This is a genomic window from Hymenobacter sp. BRD128, assembly GCF_013256625.1.
GTDB lineage: Bacteria > Bacteroidota > Bacteroidia > Cytophagales > Hymenobacteraceae > Hymenobacter.
Genome location: NZ_CP053908.1, coordinates 3647229 through 3664124, shown reverse-complemented (window position 1 = coordinate 3664124; position 16896 = coordinate 3647229). Strand labels below are relative to the sequence as shown.

Below are 16896 nucleotides of genomic sequence, written 5' to 3'. Positions count from 1 at the left end.
TAAAAAATACAAAATAGTTTCCTAGGCGTCAGGTAGTGGGTTGACATAAATCAAATGAAAAATTGACGCTAATCATTTTTTTTTAACGGCTCTAATGGGAGCTTTGTATCAATCCGAAAGATACTTATAGCAAATAAAAAAATGTTTCTCTAAATTTTGCTTGCTGCTTGTTGATTTTCGGGTTTAATAAATTTTATCCTATTTTAATAGCTCGGTTACGGCAAGCTGAAATAGCTCAGTTGCCTGCTCGAGCCGCCCCTCGCGGGCTCGTTGCCGCCCGGGTATTATGAAGCTTCCTTTCTTACGCTACCTGCCTGGCTTGGGCAGCCCGCCGGTGCGCCAGGTGGTAGGCGCACCAGGCAGCATCTCCAATAGCCCCGCCGAAGCTGCCTTGCACTACCTGCTGGCCGAGCTGCCCGAGCTATTGCTGGCCGCCGTGCTCGACCTGCCTACCGGCCAGCTGCGGGCTACCTACGCCGCCGACCGGGCCTACCAGCCCAGCCTGCTCGCTGCCTCGGTGGCCGCCGTGGTGCAGCAAGCCCAGCTGCTGGGCCAGGGCCAGGCTGGCGAAGAGCCGGCCGAGGTGCTGCTGACCCTAGCCAGCCAGCTGTACTTGGTGCGGCTGCGGCCCGGCGGCCAGCAGGTGCTGTACCTGGCCGTAGGCAGCCACGATACCAACCTGGCGCTGCTGCGCCAGCTAGCCCAGCAGGCCGTGCAGCTGCTCGACGCAGCGGCTTAAGTGACAGCTACTGCTTCGCACAAGAAGTACACAATCGTTTTTTCACCTTTTTCCCCACTCTCCTTTCTATGAAGCTCACGGCTACCCCCTTTGACCCACAAACTGGCGAGCTGCTGCCCGTGTACCGCGATGCCTACCTGCGCGGCGACCTGGCCCGTACCTCGGCCCAGGCCGTGGAGGCCTACCTGCACCGCGATGCCGGCCAGGCTCACTCGACCGTAACGCGCTGGCACGAATTGCAGGCCGACGATGCTCCCGCTGCCCCCAGCTGGGTGCAGCAGCAGCTCGTTTTTATCCGCGAGCAGCCCCAGCGCTTTCGCCGCCGCGCCCTTAGCCTGGTGACGGTGAGCGCCTTGCTGGCCGGCGTGAGCATGGCCGCCACCAACCGCCCATCCAATGTGCTGCCGGTGACCAAGCTGGCGGTGCCCGGCACCGTGCCCGCCGTGGCTAGCCTGGAGGCCGCCGTGGCCCCGGCCGCCGCCCGCACCGTACTCGTGCACGGCCGCATTCTGAATGAGAAAGGGCTGCCGCTGGCCGGGGCTACCGTGCTGCGCAAGGGCACGGCCCAGGGCACCAGCACCGATGCCCAAGGCAACTACTCGCTGCGCGTGCCCGCCGATGGCCAGGCCACGCTGCAATACGGCTACGGTGGCTACACCGAGCAGGAGGTAGCGGCCACCCAAGCGAAAGCTGGTGAGGCCGTCACGCTCCAGCCCCGGGCGCTCAAGCGCCGCCACTGGCTGTTTTTCTAACTTATTGACTTACCGGGCCTAGCGGCCACCCGACGATGTGAAAGCGAAAACCTACCGCAAGCTAGTCGCCCGCAAGCTCCAGGAAGACGCCCGCAAACTGCAAGAGCAAGAACAAAAAGCTTTACCTAATTCAATTCCCTCTAATACCCCTATTTCTGCCACCATGGCTTATTCTAAAAACAGCCCCGCTGGGCAAGCAGTTGACGCAATTATTACTGATTTACCGAGCCTGATGGCCATTGCCGTGGTAGATGTTGGCTCGGGTATGGCCCTGGCTTCACACTCCAACTCGCCCAGCATCAACCCCGAAACCGCCGCCGCCTACAATACCGAAGTAGTAAAACAAAAGCAGAAAGCCATGTCGGCCCTTAAGCTGCAAGGCGAGACGATTGAGGACATCCTCATCACCCTCACCAACCAGCTGCACCTCATCAAGCTCAACCCGGCGGGCAGCAAGTTCATTTACCTCGTGGTGAATTCGCGGGATACCAACCTCGCCATTGCCCGCGAGGTGCTGCGCTCGCACGCCGCCAGCATCAACTAACTTCTGCCCAACAAACACGGCTCTTGCGAAGCCCGGCCGCCCGGCGGCCGGGCTTTTGCGTGCCAGGGGGCCGGCCATTTCGCAGGGCTTTGCGTTAAACCGCAAATCCTTTTCCCGATTTGCTATTTTATGAAAGCCAAGAAGTCGAAAACCCCGGCCGCGCCCCGCGCCGCCAAGTTCTGGCCCGCGCTGGGCTTCGCCGCCATCACGGGCGCGCGCGCTACCAGCGGCCCCATGTTTCTCAGCGATTATCTATCGAACCGCGCCCTGGCGCCGGGCATGGCCAAGTCGCCGCTGCGCTTTCTGGCGAAACCCGGCGTGGCTAGCCTCCTCAAAGTGCTGACGGCCGGCGAGCTGGTGGGCGACAAGCTGCCCAATACCGAAGACCGCATTGTGCCGCAACAGCTCTCGATGCGCGCCGCCTCGGGTGCCCTCGTGGGCGCTACCTGGTATAAGAGCCAGGGCGGCAGCGCCCTGAAAGGAGCGCTGGTGGGCAGCCTGGGCGCCGTGGCCGCCACCTTTCTTACCTTCTACCTGCGCAAAGGCCTCAGTGAGAAAACGGGTATCGATACCTCCACCATCGGCGCTGGTGAGGATGCCTTGGTGCTGGCCGGCGGCGTGGCGCTCAGCCCCAAGCCCAAGCGCTAACGATTGCGGTAAAAAGCGCGGGCTTCGGGGGCTAGCCGCCCGTGGGGCCCGCGTATCTTTGCCGGAACCTACTGGCGGCTTCGGCCTGTTTTTGTGCTTATGAATCAATACGACGTTACCGTTATCGGCTCGGGGCCGGGCGGCTATGTGGCGGCCATTCGCTGCGCTCAGCTAGGGCTCAAAACTGCCCTCATCGAGAAATACCCTACCCTGGGCGGCACCTGCCTCAACGTGGGCTGCATCCCGAGCAAGGCCCTGCTCGACAGCACCGAGCACTACCACAATGCCCACACTACATTCAAAGAGCACGGCATTGAGCTGGAAAACCTGCAGGTGAACATGAACCAGATGATAGACCGTAAAAACGGCGTCGTGAAGGCCAATGTGGACGGTATCGCCTACCTGATGAAAAAGAATAAAATCGACGTGCTGCGGGGAGTCGGTTCGTTTGTCGATAAGAACCATATCAGTATCGCGCCCACCGAGGGCGGCGAGGCGCAGCAGATTGAAACCAAGAACGTCATCATCGCCACTGGCTCCAAGCCTACGGTGCTGCCATTCATTCAGCAAGACAAGCAGCGCATTATCACCAGCACCGAGGCGCTGAATATTCGCGAAGTGCCCAAGCACCTTATCGTGATTGGCGGCGGCGTGATTGGCCTCGAAATGGCCTCGGTGTACGCCAGGGTCGGCGCCAAGGTGAGCGTAGTCGAATTTACCGATAGCCTCATTCCGACGATGGACCTGGCGCTGGGTAAGGAGCTGAAGCGTATTCTGGGCAAAATCGGCATCGAGTTTTACCTCGGCCACAAAGTAACCAGCGCCACCCGCGCCGGCGATACCGTGACCGTGACCGCCACCACGCCCAAGGGCGAGGAGCTGAAGCTGGAAGGCGACTACTGCCTCGTGGCCGTGGGCCGCGCGCCCTACACGGCCGGCCTCAACCTCGAAGCCGCCGGCGTGGCGATGGAAGAGCGCGGCCGCATCAAGGTCGATGCGCACCTGCAAACCAACGTGCCCGGCATCTACGCCATCGGCGACGTGGTGCGCGGCGCCATGCTCGCCCACAAGGCCGAGGAAGAAGGCACCTTCGTGGCCGAAACCATCGCGGGCCAGAAGCCGCACATCAACTACCTGCTTATTCCCGGCGTGGTGTATACCTGGCCCGAGGTGGCCGGCGTGGGCTTCACCGAGGAGCAGCTCAAGCAGGAAGGCCGCGCCTACAAGGTGGGCTCATTCCCCTTCAAGGCTAGCGGCCGCGCCCGCGCCAGCATGGACACCGATGGCTTCGTGAAGGTGCTGGCTGACAAGACGACTGACGAAATTCTGGGCGTGCATATGATAGGCCCGCGCATCGCCGACCTCATCGCCGAGGCCGTGACGGCCATGGAGTTCCGCGCCTCGGCTGAGGATGTGGCCCGCATGAGCCATGCCCACCCCACGTATGCGGAGGCCATGAAAGAAGCTTGCCTGGCGGCTACCGAGAACCGGGCTATTCATATGTAAACCAGTCTCTTCCAAACGCAACAGCGGCTGAAGCGCTAGGAGCTTCAGCCGCTGTTGCGTTTGGAAGAGACTGGCTACCTAGTAAGCCAGCACGGCTTTGGGGTCGGGGCCGTATTCATTATCACCCCGGGTGCCTTCGGTGCAGAATAGCACGAGCAGCCAGATAGCGCCTACCAGGGGCACAAAGGCAATGAGCATAAAAAAGCCGCTCTTGCCCACATCGTGCAGCCGCCGCACCCCCACGGCGAGGCTGGGAATGAGCAACGCCAGCGAGTAGAGACCGTAGAGAAGACCTACGCCATCGGGCGAAGGGTCGATAACAGCATCCAGAAACAGCGCGGCCAGGCTGAAAATGAATTAGAACAGGGTAAACATCCAGTATTCCTTGCGGCGGGCACGGCCCCGGAAAACGACGTAGTTTTTTAAGACGTGTAAAAAGTATTGCATGGGTGGTGTAAACAGTTATACCCCTACTCATAAGGCTTTTCGGAAAGCGCCCCGTTTATTAAAGTGGGTTCTGGGCTCCACCTGAGAAACATAGATACTACGTGGGCGCCACATATAGAAAAGAAAAAAGCACTAGGCTGCCGGCTGTGCTGCCGGCAGCCTAGCCGCGAGGGGCAACCTTCTGACGCCGGCTTGCGAATACGCTAGCCCACTGGTGGCGCTGCTGCCCTGCTTCGCTATGGCCTTCCCGTTAGAGTTTCTCCTCACCCAAGCTTTCCGCTACACGCTCATGCCTAAGGACAAAAAAAAGCACGCGAAGAAAAAAGACGAGCTATCGGGCGATATTCTGGATATGGCGAACCTCTCGCTCAAGAAGTTTCGCAAGGTGACCAAGCAAATAGGCAAGCTCAGTACTGGCCAGAAAGTGGTGGGCGGCCTGGCCCTGCTAGCCGCCGGCCTCACCTACCTGGCCCAGCAGCAAACCGATGCGCCGGCCACGGGCGACGACGACGCAGCAACGTCGGCAGTAGACCTATCGGCGCCGCGCAAGCGAAAAAAGGCGGCTAGCCCGGACGGCGAGTAGCCTAGCAAACAACGCCGCCGGGCACAACGGGGTGGGCTGGTGATGCACAACCTTTTGTGAGGGACTGCGAATACCCGGCTTGCAGTACTACTTCGCTTATTTTATTTCCAAGCACCATGAAAAAGAACAAAAAAAAGAAAATCGCTAAAAAAGCTACCCTACTCGGCGGCGCCGCCAAGTCGCTCAAGAAGCTGGGTAAAGGCAGCGTGGGCAAGCTCAGCACTACCCAGAAAGTACTGGCTGGCACCGCGCTAGGTGCCCTGGGCGTGCGCCTCCTAGTAAAGAAGCTGAATAAGCCCAAAACTGCGGCGGCCACCGATGCTGGCACTTCTACAGACTTTGCAGCGGCTAGCAACGCAGCCAAGGCCAACTATAACCTGAGCTCGCTGGAGGAGTAACCGCCTTGTCACGACTTGCGCGAAAGCCGCTGTTGCCCTCGGGCAGCAGCGGCTTTCGCGCTTACTAGCCCTAAATTTTTAGGGTTACCTGCTTGCTGGCGTAGGGTTGCAGCTCGTTGAGCTGCTGCGTTATCTGGCTTAGCCAGGCGGGTTGCTTGCTGGGGTCGGCGTAGACCTCGGTGTCGTATTTATCCTGCGTAGCCTGGGCTTCCAGCATCAGCTGGTGGTATAGGTCTTCTTGCCGGGCTTGTAGCTCGCGCACAGTGGGAACCTGCTCCTGAATGAGTTTGGTAAAGCGCCGGGCATAGATTTCGGAGATGTCGAAGTGGCCCTGCTCGTGGGCTAGGGTGTAGGCGGGGTTGCGGGTGCCTTTGAAATAGGACCGCTGGCAATCGAATACCGTTTCGATGGTCAGGCTCACCTTGCCTTGCAGCGGGTGCCCGGCGTAGTGGTAGCGCAGGCTGCTGCTGGTAGCCGCCTCAAAGGGCCGGTTGGCAGTACTGGCTTTGAAATCGACCTGCCGCAGCCGGCGGGCAGGATTCCAGACAATCTCCGTTTCGTAGGGCGTGAGGTCGGCCACGCGCAATGCCTTGGCCCGGATGCGGTGGCAGGTGCTCATCATATTGGGCTGCAGGTGCTCGTAAATACGCAGCACATTGGCCCCCAGCTGGCGCGCCTGCTGGGTAGCCAGCGCCACCACCGTTTCGTAGTCGCAGCTGAGCGTAAAGCCCGAGTCCTTAATGTAGATGGTGCCCAACTCCTCGGCCGGGCCGGTGAAGGCGTCGGTTTCCTTGATGACCAGAAAGCCCTCGGCCGGATTGGCGGTCCTGGCGGGCCCAGTAGCCTGCATCACGACTTTGGGCGCGCAACCTGCCAGTGCCAGCCCCAGGCTCAGGGCAATAAAAAATCGCTTCATAAATAGGCAGTAGCTAGGTAGCGGGGCATAAAAGATAGCGCTAGGCTATTTTGCGGCCTAAACTTAGCACCCAGTTCCGGCTGGGCGAGCAGCGAGTTCGCCGGCTCCTATTTCTTCTTCAATGCGAGCGATATTTCTGCTGCTAGCCAGCCTGGGTCTGGCTGCCTGCGGTGAGCAAGCCACTACGACTACTACCGAAAAAGCGCGGCCCGCCCCTGCACTCATGCCGGCTACCCCAGCGGCCCAGCCAACCCTAGCTGCCGTGCCGCTAGGTGCTCACTTCCTCCAGACCATGCGGGTCGGCAGCACTGCCCTGCGCTTCGACCCGGCCAGCAACGTGCAGGTCGATACCATTCAGGGGCGCTTTCTCCAGATTACGGCCCCCGACTCGCTGCCCCGTCTGCTCTTTCGCACCTCGCGGCGCGATACGGTGTGGACCGAGCTGCTGCTCGAAATGCCCGATAACTTAAACCAGGGCGGCGATATTACCCAAAGCACCATCACCTTTAGCCTCGACAACCTCGACCAGCAGGGCCAGCCCGAACTATTTGTCACTGTGAGCCAGTCGGACGTGGGCGGCAATGCTGGCCGCGAAGATTGGCGCTGGATAAATATCATCGACCTTACCCATAAGCCCTTGCTGCTACTGAGCGCCGGCACTGCTGCCGAAAGCGAGGCCTACCCTCAGTATGCAGCGATGCACGGCTCGCCCATTGAAGCTGGTGAAGGGGTGTCCGGCTGTAGCCGCCGCATCAGCCTGCGCCGGCACGAGGTGCTCATCGGGCCCATCAAAACCAAAGGCGATACCCCCGAATGCCCCCTAACTGCTCTTGCACCGGGTCGCTACCGCTACCAGAGTGGCCGCTTAGCATGGGTCGGAAAATAGGCGCTAGCCCTGGGCACACAAAAAAGCGTCTGAAACCTCAGGTTTCAGACGCTTTTTTATAAATCACAAGCTGTGTTTAGCTGGCCATTTTCACGCGCACGGCGGTCGGGCCTTTCATGCCCGGCTCTACCTCAAACGTGACCTTGTTGCCTTCGAGCAGCGTGAGGCCGCCGAGGGCGTTGGCGTGCACGAAAATGCTTTCCTGGCTCACGGCATCCTTGATGAAGCCGTAGCCCTTCGAGGAGTTGAAGAACGTGACGGTGCCGGTGCGCTGAGTATCTTCCGGCTCGCGGTCTTCCTGCTTGGGCACGCCTACTACGATATCTTCGGCGTTGATTTCCTTCTTCTTGCGGGTCGGGTCGGGCGGCGTGGTCGTAATGTTGCCATTCTCATCCACGTAGGCCAGCATCTCTTCCAGGCTGGAATCCTTCTTATTGGCCTGGCGCTCTTCGCGGCGCTCAGCTTTCTCCTGCTGCTTTTTCAGCCGCTTCTTTTCGTTCTCTTTCTTACTGAAACTTTCTTGCGCTCTGGCCATAGGGGGTTGATAGAGTATTCGGCTGCTGCCGGCGTAAAACCAGCACCGGGCGGCAACGGACTACTGTAGAACCACCTCGCACCGGAATAAGTCCCGAATCTACTCGTTAATTTTTGAAAAAACTGCTAACCTCGCGGCTAGCGCCCGCTGGCAACCCCTCGAGCCGCACTTCTCCCACGCGCACGCGCACCAGCCGCAGGGTCGGAAACCCCACGGCGGCCGTCATTTTGCGCACCTGCCGAAACTTGCCTTCGGTCACGACGATGGCTACCCAGCTGGTCGGCCCGTGGCGGTCGTCGCGAATGCGGCGGCCGCGCGGCGGCAAGTCGGGCGCGGCCGCCAGCAGGCGCGCCTGGCAGGGCCGCGTGCGGTAGGGCGTGCCGTGGAGGCTGATATCGACGCCCGCTTGCAGGCTAGCCAGGGCTGCGGGGGTGAGCAGGCCATCGACCTGGGCATAGTATTCTTTCTCGATGTGGCGGCTGCGCACCTGCTCGCTCACGCGGCCGTCGGTGGTGAGCAGCAGCAGGCCTTCGCTGTCCTCATCGAGCCGGCCGATGGCCATCGTGCCGGCCGGAAAATTGCCCAGCTCGCCCAGAAAGCGCTTCTTTTTTACTTCTTTGGCAAACTCGCTGGTGAACTGGCTGAGGTAGCCCCAGGGCTTGTGCAGCACAAAGTGGCGGTGGGCGGGCGCGGCAGAAGCTCGGGCTAGCGGTTGGTCGGTCACGAGTGAGGGAAAATATCCTGCAAAGAACCGCATATCCGGCTGTTTGGGCCAGGTTCGGGTAACCTCAGTTGGCCACTGTCGTTAAGCCTGAACGCAGTTTCAACTCCTTTTCCATAAGTTATAATGTCTGATAAGCCCACTGTTTTCCCACCTCAGCACCAAGAGGCGGGCGCCGGCCAGCCCGGCCTCGAATACAAGATGACGCCCGAGCCCGAGCACATTCGCCCCGGTTACAAAGGCGCCGACAAGCTACAAAACAAGATTGCCCTCATCACGGGCGGCGACTCGGGTATCGGGCGGGCCGTGGCCGTGCACTTTGCCCGCGAAGGTGCCGACGTGGCCATCTGCTACTTTCCTACCGAGCAGCAGGACGCCGAAAAAACCCAGCAGTTGGTGCAGGCCGAAGGCCGCCGCTGCCTGCTGCTGCCCGGCGACTTGAAAGTGCCCGCCTTTTGCGACGAAATCGTGGCCCGCACAGTGGCCGAATACGGCCAGCTCGACGTGCTGGTGAACAATGCCGCCGAGCAAAACTGGCACGACTCGCTCGAAGAAATTACCAACGAGGAGCTCGATAGCATCTTCAATCTCAACATCATCGCCATGTTCCGCATCACGCGGTCGGCGCTGAAGCACCTCAAGGAAGGGGCGGCCATTATTAATACCACCTCGGTGAATGCCTATAAGGGCAACGAGCAGCTGCTCGACTACACTTCGACTAAGGGTGCCATTGAGGGATTTACGCGGGCGCTGTCGTTGCAGCTCATCAAAAAAGGCATCCGGGTCAACTCGGTGGCGCCGGGGCCCATCTGGACGCCTTTCATCACGGGGGCCGGCCTGCTCAAGGTGCCGGTTTTTGGCCGCGAAGTGCCCATGGGGCGCGCCGGCCAGCCTTCGGAGGTGGCCCCGGCCTACGTATTCCTGGCCTCGGAAGACGCCTCCTATTTCTCGGGCCAGACGTTGCACCCCAACGGCGGCTCGGTGGTGAATGCCTAAGCTAAGCGTATTTAGTAAGCAACTGATTGCCAGGCCTTTTTGTAGGGCCTGGCAACATCATTTTTGGCCTGGCCGTATGACGGCAGAATTAGGCGTCAAGCCGCACCTTACTTGCTCTTAAACTCATGAAATTCACCATTCTCCTGCTGGCTACGGCCGCTACGGCTGCCCTTGCTTCCTGCTCGCAGGAAAAGAAAACTGAAACGACCGAAACCACGACTGTGCCCGGTGGCACTGCCACTACCACTACCACGACCACGGTGGATACCACCAGCTACCGCAGCAGCGCCGACCAGCTAGCCAACCAGGTAGCGGCCGACGTGCACGCCACCGATGCCGCCGCCAAGGCCCGCTTGCAGCAGATTTATTACGGCCGGGGCCGTGCCCTGCGCGCTATCGACGCCCGTACCGATACGGTGGGCCGCTACGCCGCCCTGCGCGACCTCAACGACCGCACCACCCGCGAGGTGCACACCGTAGTGACCGACCCCGCTGCCTACAACGCTTACACGGCTAACCAGGGCAACTATTACGCTGGCCCCTACACTGCTACCACTACCACGACTACCACCACTACCACCGCCACGCACCCCGGCGTGCACGCCAGCGTGAGCCAGGGCACCGGCGTGAAGAAAGTAGAAAACAAGGAAGACAGCCACAAGGTGAAATACGAAAATGGCGGCAAAATCAAGCGCCACAACGATGGCTCAGTGAAAATCAAGCGCGCCGATGGCACCAAAATCATCATTGATGAAAATGGCAACCGCAAGGTGAAAAAAGGCCTGAAAGGTATTTTGTAGTATCACCCGGTCTGGCCAACCAAAAAGCCTGCTACTCGCAGCGGTAGCAGGCTTTTTAGCGCCTAAGGGGTACCGGCCAGCCGTGGGCTAGCCTACACCCAGGCACTAGGCGTGGCAGTTGAAAGCCAGGCGCTATCTTTCATCCGTTCAAGTAGCTGCGCGCCGGCGGTGGGGCGTGGCTAGCGTGAGACGCTTGCGCTTATGGCCCTTTCTGCTTCTTTGCCTGTTGTGGCGGCTAGCCCCACGGCCAACCGCTTTGCCGCCGGGTTTGCCGCGCTGCGCGCCAATGCGCCGGCCCTGCGCGCCGAGGATGCGGCGGCCCGCCGCTGCCGGCTAGCCCGGCTGGAAGGCTGGCTCCTGGCCAACCGCGCCGCTATTCAACAGGCGCTGTACCAGGATTTTAAGAAGCCGCCCGAGGAAACTGACCTTACCGAAATCTGGCCTTCACTCACCGAGCTGCGCCACACCAGCCGGCAGCTCAAAAAGTGGCTGGCCCCACTGGCGGTGGGCACGCCAATGGCCCTGCTGGGCACCCGCAGCTGGGTGCAGCCCGAGCCCAAGGGCGTAGTGCTCATCATCGCGCCCTGGAACTACCCGTTTTATTTGGCCCTCGACCCGCTGGCCTCGGCCATTGCGGCCGGCAATGCGGTGGTGGTGAAGCCCGCCGAGCAAACGCCCGCTACCTCGGCGCTGCTGCGCCGGCTGGCCGAGGAGCTGTTTCAGCCCAATGAAGTGCTGGTGCTGGAAGGCGGCAAGGAGGTAGCCAGCGAGCTGCTGCGCCTGCCCTGGAACCACATTTTCTTCACCGGCTCGCCGCAGATTGGCAAAATCGTGATGCGCGCCGCCGCCGAGCACCTCAGCGGCCTCACGCTGGAGCTGGGCGGCAAGAGCCCGGCCATTGTAGATGACACGGCCAACCTGCGCGACGCGGCCGAGAAAATCGTGTGGGGCAAGTTCCTGAACGCCGGCCAAACCTGCGTGGCGCCCGACTACCTGCTGGTGCAGGCCAGCGTGCACGACGCGCTGGTAGCCGAGCTGCGGCGAGCTATTCATAACTATTATGGTGCTGACAATGAGGAAATTAAAGCGTCGCAGTCTTTCGCCCGCATTGTCAATGCCCACCACTTTGCCCGGCTGGCCGCCCTGCTCGAAGACGCCGAAGCGCGCGGCGCTACCGTGGCCCAGGGCGGCAGCTTCGACGAGCCGCAGTGCTACCTCGAACCCACTATTCTGACCCAGGTACCGGCCGGCGCGGCCATCCTGGAGGAAGAGATATTTGGCCCGTTGCTGCCCGTTCTCAGCTTCGAGCGCCTGCCCGAGGCGGCGGCCTACGTCAATGCCCGGCTGCCGCCGCTGGCGCAGTACGTGTTCACCACCAGCCCCGCCAACCGCCGCTACCTGCTCGATACCGTGGCGGCCGGCGGCGCGGCCGTGAACGAGACGATTATCCAGCTCGCGCACCCCGATTTGCCTTTTGGCGGCGTCGGCAACAGCGGTCTGGGCAAGGCCCACGGCTACGCGGGCTTCCTGGCGTTCAGCAACGAGAAGGCCGTGTTGCAGCAGCGCGTGGGCTTCACCGGCATCAAGCAGTTTTACCCGCCCTACACCGGCCGCGTGCGCCGCCTGCTCGGCTTGCTGCTGAAGTATTTGTAAGCCGGCCCCTGGCGACGTGGTGTACATTTGACGAAAAGAAGCAATCATGGGACAACCTGCCACGCCGCCCCGCCACTACACGCTGAAAGAATACTTCGCGCTGCAAGAAAAAAGCGCGGCGAAGTATGAGTACGTTGAAGGCGAGGCCTTTGCGGTGGGCGGCGCTAGCCTGGCGCACAACCTTATTAAGGGCAATCTGGTGGCAGCGCTGCGCCCGCCGGTGCGGCGCCAGGGCGGCCGGGTGCTCGACGAAAGCGTGCTGCTGGTGGTGCGGGCCAATGCTTTCTACACCTACCCCGACGTGCTGGTGACCCTCGACCCGGCCGACCGCCGCGACCCCTACCTGGTGCGCCACCCGCTGCTGCTGGCCGAAATCCTGTCATCCGCCACGGCCGAGTACGACCGTACCGAGAAATTTGCCAACTACCAGAAGCTGCCGAGCCTGCGCCATTATCTACTCATCTCGCAGAGCGCCTGGGTAGTCGAGTGGTTTCGGCGCGACGCCGCCGGGCAGTGGGTCTACACCCTGCTCAGTACCCCCGACGACGTGCTCGAAATTCCCGACCTGGGCCTGAGCCTGCCCCTGCGCGAACTCTACGACGACACCGACGTGGCCCCGCGCCGCGTGCTGCCGGGCCTGGAGTAGCCTAGCGGCGCTGCATCTCGGCCTGAATCTGGGCCTGCTTTACCTGCATTTCGCGGTAAGTCGTCGGCCCCAGAATAGCGCGTAGCTGCTTGTCAGAAGAGGTGTTGATGCGGGTCACCGCGGCTTTAAACTGCGGCGACTGGGCCGGGTACTGCTGGCGGGCCGCGTTTGCCTGCTCCACGGTCGAGCTGAGTACCTGGCGCACTTTACTGGTTTGGTCGGGGCGCAGGTGCAGCACGGTGGTCATGGCGTCGGCCAGGTCGCGGGCGGCGGTGGGCGGCGTGGGCGAGTCGGGCGTGCGCACGGTTTCGACCACCGGCGGTGGGGTGTCATGATGGCGATGAAAAATAGAGCAGCCGGAAGCCGCCAGGCTGAGCGTGAGGGCGGAAAAGAGTAGGCGAGCCGGTGTCATGGCAAAAAGAAGGAAGGGCGAAAGAAGCTTATCGGCTAGGGTACGGAGAAACCGCCCGGCCGGGTAATTCTGCCTTCTCAAAAAGCCCGAGGCTAGCGGTAGCCCCGGGGTGGGCGAGGCGGGTAGCGCAGCGGCATCATGCCGGGCCGCCGGGCCAATTGAAGGCGCCTGAATTGCGTTGGGCTCAGCAGCCGGCGCCGGGCCGCCTGGGCACTATCCTGAATCTGCTGGCTGGTAGGGCCAGCGGCCCCGGCTGGCCGCCGGTAAGCTGCCTGATATTGAGCCGATACGCTGTCGTTTAGCCGTTTCAGTTGGGCTACCTGCTGCGGCGTAGTGCCCGGCCCCAGCACCCGGTACACGTTCTGTGCGCAGTTGCCGAAGACCAGCAGCGCAACCAGGCCCAGCAAGGCTAGCCGCGTAGCAGCAGGAGTTCCTAGGCGTTTCATCGCCGGTAAGTTAGCGCTATTTCAGCGCGCCAAACATAGCAGGGCCGGGCAGCTCAAGAAAAGGCATTTCTTGAGCTGCCCGGCCCGTCGCAATCCTGGCTAATCTACACGGCCAGCAGGCGCGTCATCACATTGTCTTCCTGCAAGTCGAGCGCAATCTGGGCCAGCACGGCGCGCAGCAGCGGCTCGATGGCATCGACCAGCGCCGTTAGCGGCTCGGCGGCAAAGTCTTCGGCCCAGTTGTTGAGCTTCTCCACCGGCGGCAGGGGTTGCCAGGCGTTGAGGTGCTGCAAGCTGGGCTTGAGCGCGTGGGCCGTGTCTTTGAGCAAGCTCAGGTTGGCCTCGGCTAGCCCCCGGCGCAGGTCGTGCAGCGCCTCCTCGCAGCTTTCGCTGAAAGTGTGCAGCATAAATACCACAAATTCGGGGTCGCCCTGGCCAGCCTTCAGCAGGTCGTCGATGCTGTAGAGATTGGCGCTGGGCGCGGGCTGAACGGGCTCGGTGGCCAGCTCAGCCAGGGGCGTTAGCTCGGCCGGGGCCGCCTCGGTGGTGGCGGGCAGCACCCAGTCGTGCAGCAGCTGCAAGAGCTGCATTTCCTGGAAGGGCTTGGCCAGGTAGCCGTTCATGCCGGCACTCAGGCACTTCTCGCGCTCGCCACTGATGGCATTGGCCGTGAGCGCAATGATGGGCGTGGTGAGGGCCAGCTGCTGGCGCAGCAGCGCCGTGGCCGCGTAGCCGTCCATCACCGGCATCTGCACGTCCATTAAAATCAGGTCGAAGCGCTGGCGCTGCACCGCCTCCACTGCTTGGGCGCCGTGCTCGGCCTCAACCACGTGCACGTCGGCCTGGGTCAGGAAGGATTTAGCAATCTGGCGGTTAAAAGTATTATCCTCCACCAGCAGCACGCGCTTGCCTTGCAGGTGCTGGCGCTGCTCGGGCGTGAGGGGCGGCAGCTTGCGGCGCGTTATCGACTGGGCCGAGCCCACCGGCAGGTGCAGGATAAACCGCGTGGTAGTGCCCTTATTTTTCTGGCTGCTCACGGTAATTTCGCTGCCCATCAGTTGCACCAGGTCGCGGCAGATGCTCAGGCCCAGGCCCGTGCCGCCAAACTTGCGCGTCACCGACGAGTCGGCCTGGCTGAACTCGGTAAACATCGTGGCGATGTACGCCGGCTCGATACCGATGCCCGTATCCGTGACCCGGAACTCGACGGCTACCGTGTCGGCGGGTGCGTCGGGCTGGGGCGCTGCTGGCAGGCACTCCACGGTTACAATGCCTTTATTAGTGAATTTTAAGGCGTTGTCGGCCAGATTGAGCAGTACCTGCCGAATGCGGTAGGGGTCGCCGAGCAGCACGGGCGCCACCTGCGGGCTCAGTATCGTGACTAGCCCCAAACCTTTTTCGGCGGCCTTGAAGCGTAGCGTCTGCTCGACCTGGGCTAGCAGGTGCGTAGGCGAAAAGCCGATAATTTCGAGCACCAGCTTGCCGGCTTCGAGCTTCGAAAGGTCGAGCACGTCGTTGATGATGACGAGCAGATTCTCGGCCGAGGTAGCAATGGCCTGCTGGTAGGTCAGCTGGTCATCGGCCAGCGGAGTTTTGGCCAGTAGCTGGCTCATGCCCAGAATGGCGTTCATCGGCGTGCGAATTTCGTGGCTCGTATTGGCCAGAAACGCTTCCTTAAGGCGCGACGAGTCCTCGGCGGCCAGCTTGGCCTGGGTGAGCGTCTGCTCGGCCTTTACGCGCTCCGTGATGTCGAGCCCGTAGCACACAATGAGGTGCGGCGAGCCGTCGGGGTGAAACACCGGGTGCAGGCACCGCAGCAGGTGGCGCGTGCCATCGGGGTGTTCAAAACTCTCCTCGTAGGTCATCATTTGCCGGCGGCGAATAGCCTGCTCGAGCTGGCTGTGGCGCTTTTCGGCCATTTCGCGGGGCCGGCCGGTGCGCTCAAAGTAGGCAAAACTGTCTTTGCCAATGGCCCACTCCCGCACCTCCCGGTCGCGGATACCACGCTCATTGGCAAATAGATAGCGGCACTGCGCGTCGAAAACCCCAATGTCGCAAGGCAATTGGTTGAGCACAAACTCATAGAAAGCCTGTTGCTCGGCAATCTTTTGTTCGGCCAGGCGCCGGGCAGTCGTATCTACGCCCGTGCCCACCATCAGGCGCAGGCTGCCATCGGGGCCATACAAGGGCTGAAGCTGCCGCAGGCAGTGCTGCGGGCCCTGGTCGGTGAGCAGGGTTTCTTCCCACTGCGCCGGGGCACCGTACTGGCGCGCCTCTTCAAAATAGCGGCGGCGCTCGGCGGCCATCTCGGCGGGCAGCTGGTGATAAGTGCAGTATTCGGTGTCGGTTTTGCCGATGGCCCACTCGCGCAGGCCGACATTCTTGATAGCCTTGGTGTTGGCAAAGCGAAAGCGCTGCTCGGGGTCAAACACGGCTACTTCCACGGCCAGGGCATTCAGGATGGCTTCGTAAAACTCGTGCTGCTCGGCCAGCCGCTGCTCGCTGGCGTGCAGGGCGTTGCTGCTGGTGAGGTAGAGCGTGGCGCAGGTGTCGCCGGGGCCGGGCACCACCTGCAGCGAGTACCAGTTATCGGCCAGCATTACTTCCTGCTGCTGGGTGGCACCCAGGCGCAGGGCCGCCCGCACCAGCGATAATAAATAGCCGTTGGGCTGCCCGGCGCTGGCCAGCGCCGGCCCCAGGGCCTTGGCGGCGGGGTTGGCGTAGCGCACCTCGCCGGTGGCCGTGAGGCGCATTATCGGGTGCGGGTTTTGGTCCAGCACCTGGGTCAGGTGCGCTTCCTGCTGCCACAGGCCGGCCGCCGGGCCCAGCATGGCCTGGCGCCGGGCCAACACGTGCGGGCCTACCTGCCCCGAGGCGCCTTGGGGCACGGTGCCCAGCAGCGCCAGTAAGCGGCTACTCTGCACCTCCAGCTGCGTTTGCGCCTGGGCTAGCGCCTGCCGCAATTCAGCCAGTTGAGTTTCAGCCTGTATACGCCAATCTTTATCATCTTCTGAATGCGTATTGGAAGCAGATAGAGTAGAGGTAGAATCAAAAGCAATTGACATAAAATTAGAGAGCGGGAGTAGACTAGTAGCAAATATACGAGAAAGATATAGGCTAAAAGCTTTGCCAGCTGACTTTTAATTGTATAATTAATAGCACTATGAGTTTGATTGATTTGCACTATAGTTGGGCAGATTAAAAAAATAGTGCCCAGGTTATTCATCAGCGCATTTCAGCGCCTGTCTGATAATTGTAATAAAAAACG

Annotated in this window: 19 protein-coding genes; 12 read left to right on the top strand and 7 right to left on the bottom strand. The window is 61.4% G+C overall.

Going from position 1 to position 16896, the window contains the following annotated elements:
• Positions 1-286 precede the first annotated feature (286 nt).
• From GKZ68_RS16265 to lpdA, 5 genes are all read left to right on the top strand, one after another.
• Complete coding sequence (locus GKZ68_RS16265; RefSeq protein WP_173116611.1) at positions 287-739, top strand: hypothetical protein; 453 nt, start codon at positions 287-289, stop codon at positions 737-739.
• A gap of 68 nt (positions 740-807) precedes the next feature.
• Positions 808-1491: a carboxypeptidase-like regulatory domain-containing protein gene (locus tag GKZ68_RS22205; protein ID WP_173116608.1), complete on the top strand. Its 684-nt coding sequence runs from the start codon at positions 808-810 to the stop codon at positions 1489-1491.
• 163 nt (positions 1492-1654) lie between these two features.
• On the top strand, positions 1655-2035 hold the full coding sequence (locus GKZ68_RS16255; protein WP_173116606.1) for a hypothetical protein: 381 nt from the start codon (positions 1655-1657) through the stop codon (positions 2033-2035).
• A gap of 129 nt (positions 2036-2164) precedes the next feature.
• Entirely contained in the window at positions 2165-2683 is a 519-nt protein-coding gene (locus GKZ68_RS16250) for a hypothetical protein (protein WP_173116604.1), read from the top strand.
• 99 nt (positions 2684-2782) lie between these two features.
• On the top strand, positions 2783-4189 hold the full coding sequence (lpdA, locus tag GKZ68_RS16245; RefSeq protein WP_173116602.1) for a dihydrolipoyl dehydrogenase: 1407 nt from the start codon (positions 2783-2785) through the stop codon (positions 4187-4189).
• A gap of 78 nt (positions 4190-4267) precedes the next feature.
• Here the strand turns inward: lpdA and GKZ68_RS16240 are convergent, their stop codons facing one another.
• The gene (locus tag GKZ68_RS16240; protein ID WP_367949231.1) at positions 4268-4534 is read right to left on the bottom strand and encodes a DUF805 domain-containing protein; all 267 of its coding nucleotides are present in this window, start codon (positions 4532-4534) and stop codon (positions 4268-4270) included.
• A 340-nt stretch (positions 4535-4874) separates the two neighbouring features.
• On the opposite strand from GKZ68_RS16240, the gene GKZ68_RS16235 reads away from it, so the two are divergent.
• Positions 4875-5219: a hypothetical protein gene (locus GKZ68_RS16235; protein ID WP_173116600.1), complete on the top strand. Its 345-nt coding sequence runs from the start codon at positions 4875-4877 to the stop codon at positions 5217-5219.
• A 116-nt stretch (positions 5220-5335) separates the two neighbouring features.
• Positions 5336-5617: a hypothetical protein gene (locus GKZ68_RS16230; protein WP_173116599.1), complete on the top strand. Its 282-nt coding sequence runs from the start codon at positions 5336-5338 to the stop codon at positions 5615-5617.
• Between the two features lie 70 nt (positions 5618-5687).
• On the opposite strand, the gene GKZ68_RS16225 is transcribed toward GKZ68_RS16230, so the two are convergent.
• On the bottom strand, positions 5688-6533 hold the full coding sequence (locus GKZ68_RS16225) for a hypothetical protein (RefSeq protein ID WP_173116597.1): 846 nt from the start codon (positions 6531-6533) through the stop codon (positions 5688-5690).
• 121 nt (positions 6534-6654) lie between these two features.
• On the opposite strand from GKZ68_RS16225, the gene GKZ68_RS16220 reads away from it, so the two are divergent.
• On the top strand, positions 6655-7419 hold the full coding sequence (locus GKZ68_RS16220) for a hypothetical protein (protein ID WP_173116595.1): 765 nt from the start codon (positions 6655-6657) through the stop codon (positions 7417-7419).
• A gap of 76 nt (positions 7420-7495) precedes the next feature.
• Here the strand turns inward: GKZ68_RS16220 and GKZ68_RS16215 are convergent, their stop codons facing one another.
• Both GKZ68_RS16215 and GKZ68_RS16210 read right to left on the bottom strand, forming a co-directional pair.
• Complete coding sequence (locus GKZ68_RS16215) at positions 7496-7954, bottom strand: cold-shock protein (RefSeq protein ID WP_173116593.1); 459 nt, start codon at positions 7952-7954, stop codon at positions 7496-7498.
• Between the two features lie 106 nt (positions 7955-8060).
• The gene (locus tag GKZ68_RS16210; RefSeq protein ID WP_254244040.1) at positions 8061-8678 is read right to left on the bottom strand and encodes a pseudouridine synthase; all 618 of its coding nucleotides are present in this window, start codon (positions 8676-8678) and stop codon (positions 8061-8063) included.
• Positions 8679-8801: 123 nt separating this feature from the next.
• Between GKZ68_RS16210 and GKZ68_RS16205 the strand changes: the two genes are divergently transcribed.
• From GKZ68_RS16205 to GKZ68_RS16190, 4 genes are all read left to right on the top strand, one after another.
• Entirely contained in the window at positions 8802-9671 is an 870-nt protein-coding gene (locus GKZ68_RS16205) for an SDR family oxidoreductase (RefSeq protein ID WP_173116589.1), read from the top strand.
• 125 nt (positions 9672-9796) lie between these two features.
• Positions 9797-10471, top strand: a complete 675-nt coding sequence (locus GKZ68_RS16200; RefSeq protein WP_173116587.1) for a hypothetical protein — start codon at positions 9797-9799, stop codon at positions 10469-10471.
• A gap of 201 nt (positions 10472-10672) precedes the next feature.
• Positions 10673-12124 (top strand): aldehyde dehydrogenase family protein, encoded by a 1452-nt coding sequence (locus GKZ68_RS16195; protein WP_173116585.1) that lies wholly within the window; start codon positions 10673-10675, stop codon positions 12122-12124.
• A gap of 46 nt (positions 12125-12170) precedes the next feature.
• Complete coding sequence (locus GKZ68_RS16190) at positions 12171-12770, top strand: Uma2 family endonuclease (RefSeq protein ID WP_173116583.1); 600 nt, start codon at positions 12171-12173, stop codon at positions 12768-12770.
• A gap of 1 nt (position 12771) precedes the next feature.
• On the opposite strand, the gene GKZ68_RS16185 is transcribed toward GKZ68_RS16190, so the two are convergent.
• The 3 genes from GKZ68_RS16185 to GKZ68_RS16175 all read right to left on the bottom strand — a co-directional run bounded on the left by GKZ68_RS16185 (position 12772) and on the right by GKZ68_RS16175 (position 16693).
• Positions 12772-13182 (bottom strand): hypothetical protein, encoded by a 411-nt coding sequence (locus GKZ68_RS16185; protein WP_173116581.1) that lies wholly within the window; start codon positions 13180-13182, stop codon positions 12772-12774.
• A 92-nt stretch (positions 13183-13274) separates the two neighbouring features.
• A complete protein-coding gene (locus tag GKZ68_RS16180) occupies positions 13275-13628 on the bottom strand; it encodes a hypothetical protein (protein WP_173116579.1) in 354 nt (117 codons plus the stop codon).
• A 104-nt stretch (positions 13629-13732) separates the two neighbouring features.
• Positions 13733-16693 carry a response regulator gene (locus GKZ68_RS16175; protein ID WP_173116577.1) on the bottom strand — a complete coding sequence of 987 codons (2961 nt, stop codon included), beginning with the start codon at positions 16691-16693 and terminating at the stop codon, positions 13733-13735.
• Positions 16694-16896: the final 203 nt, after the last annotated feature.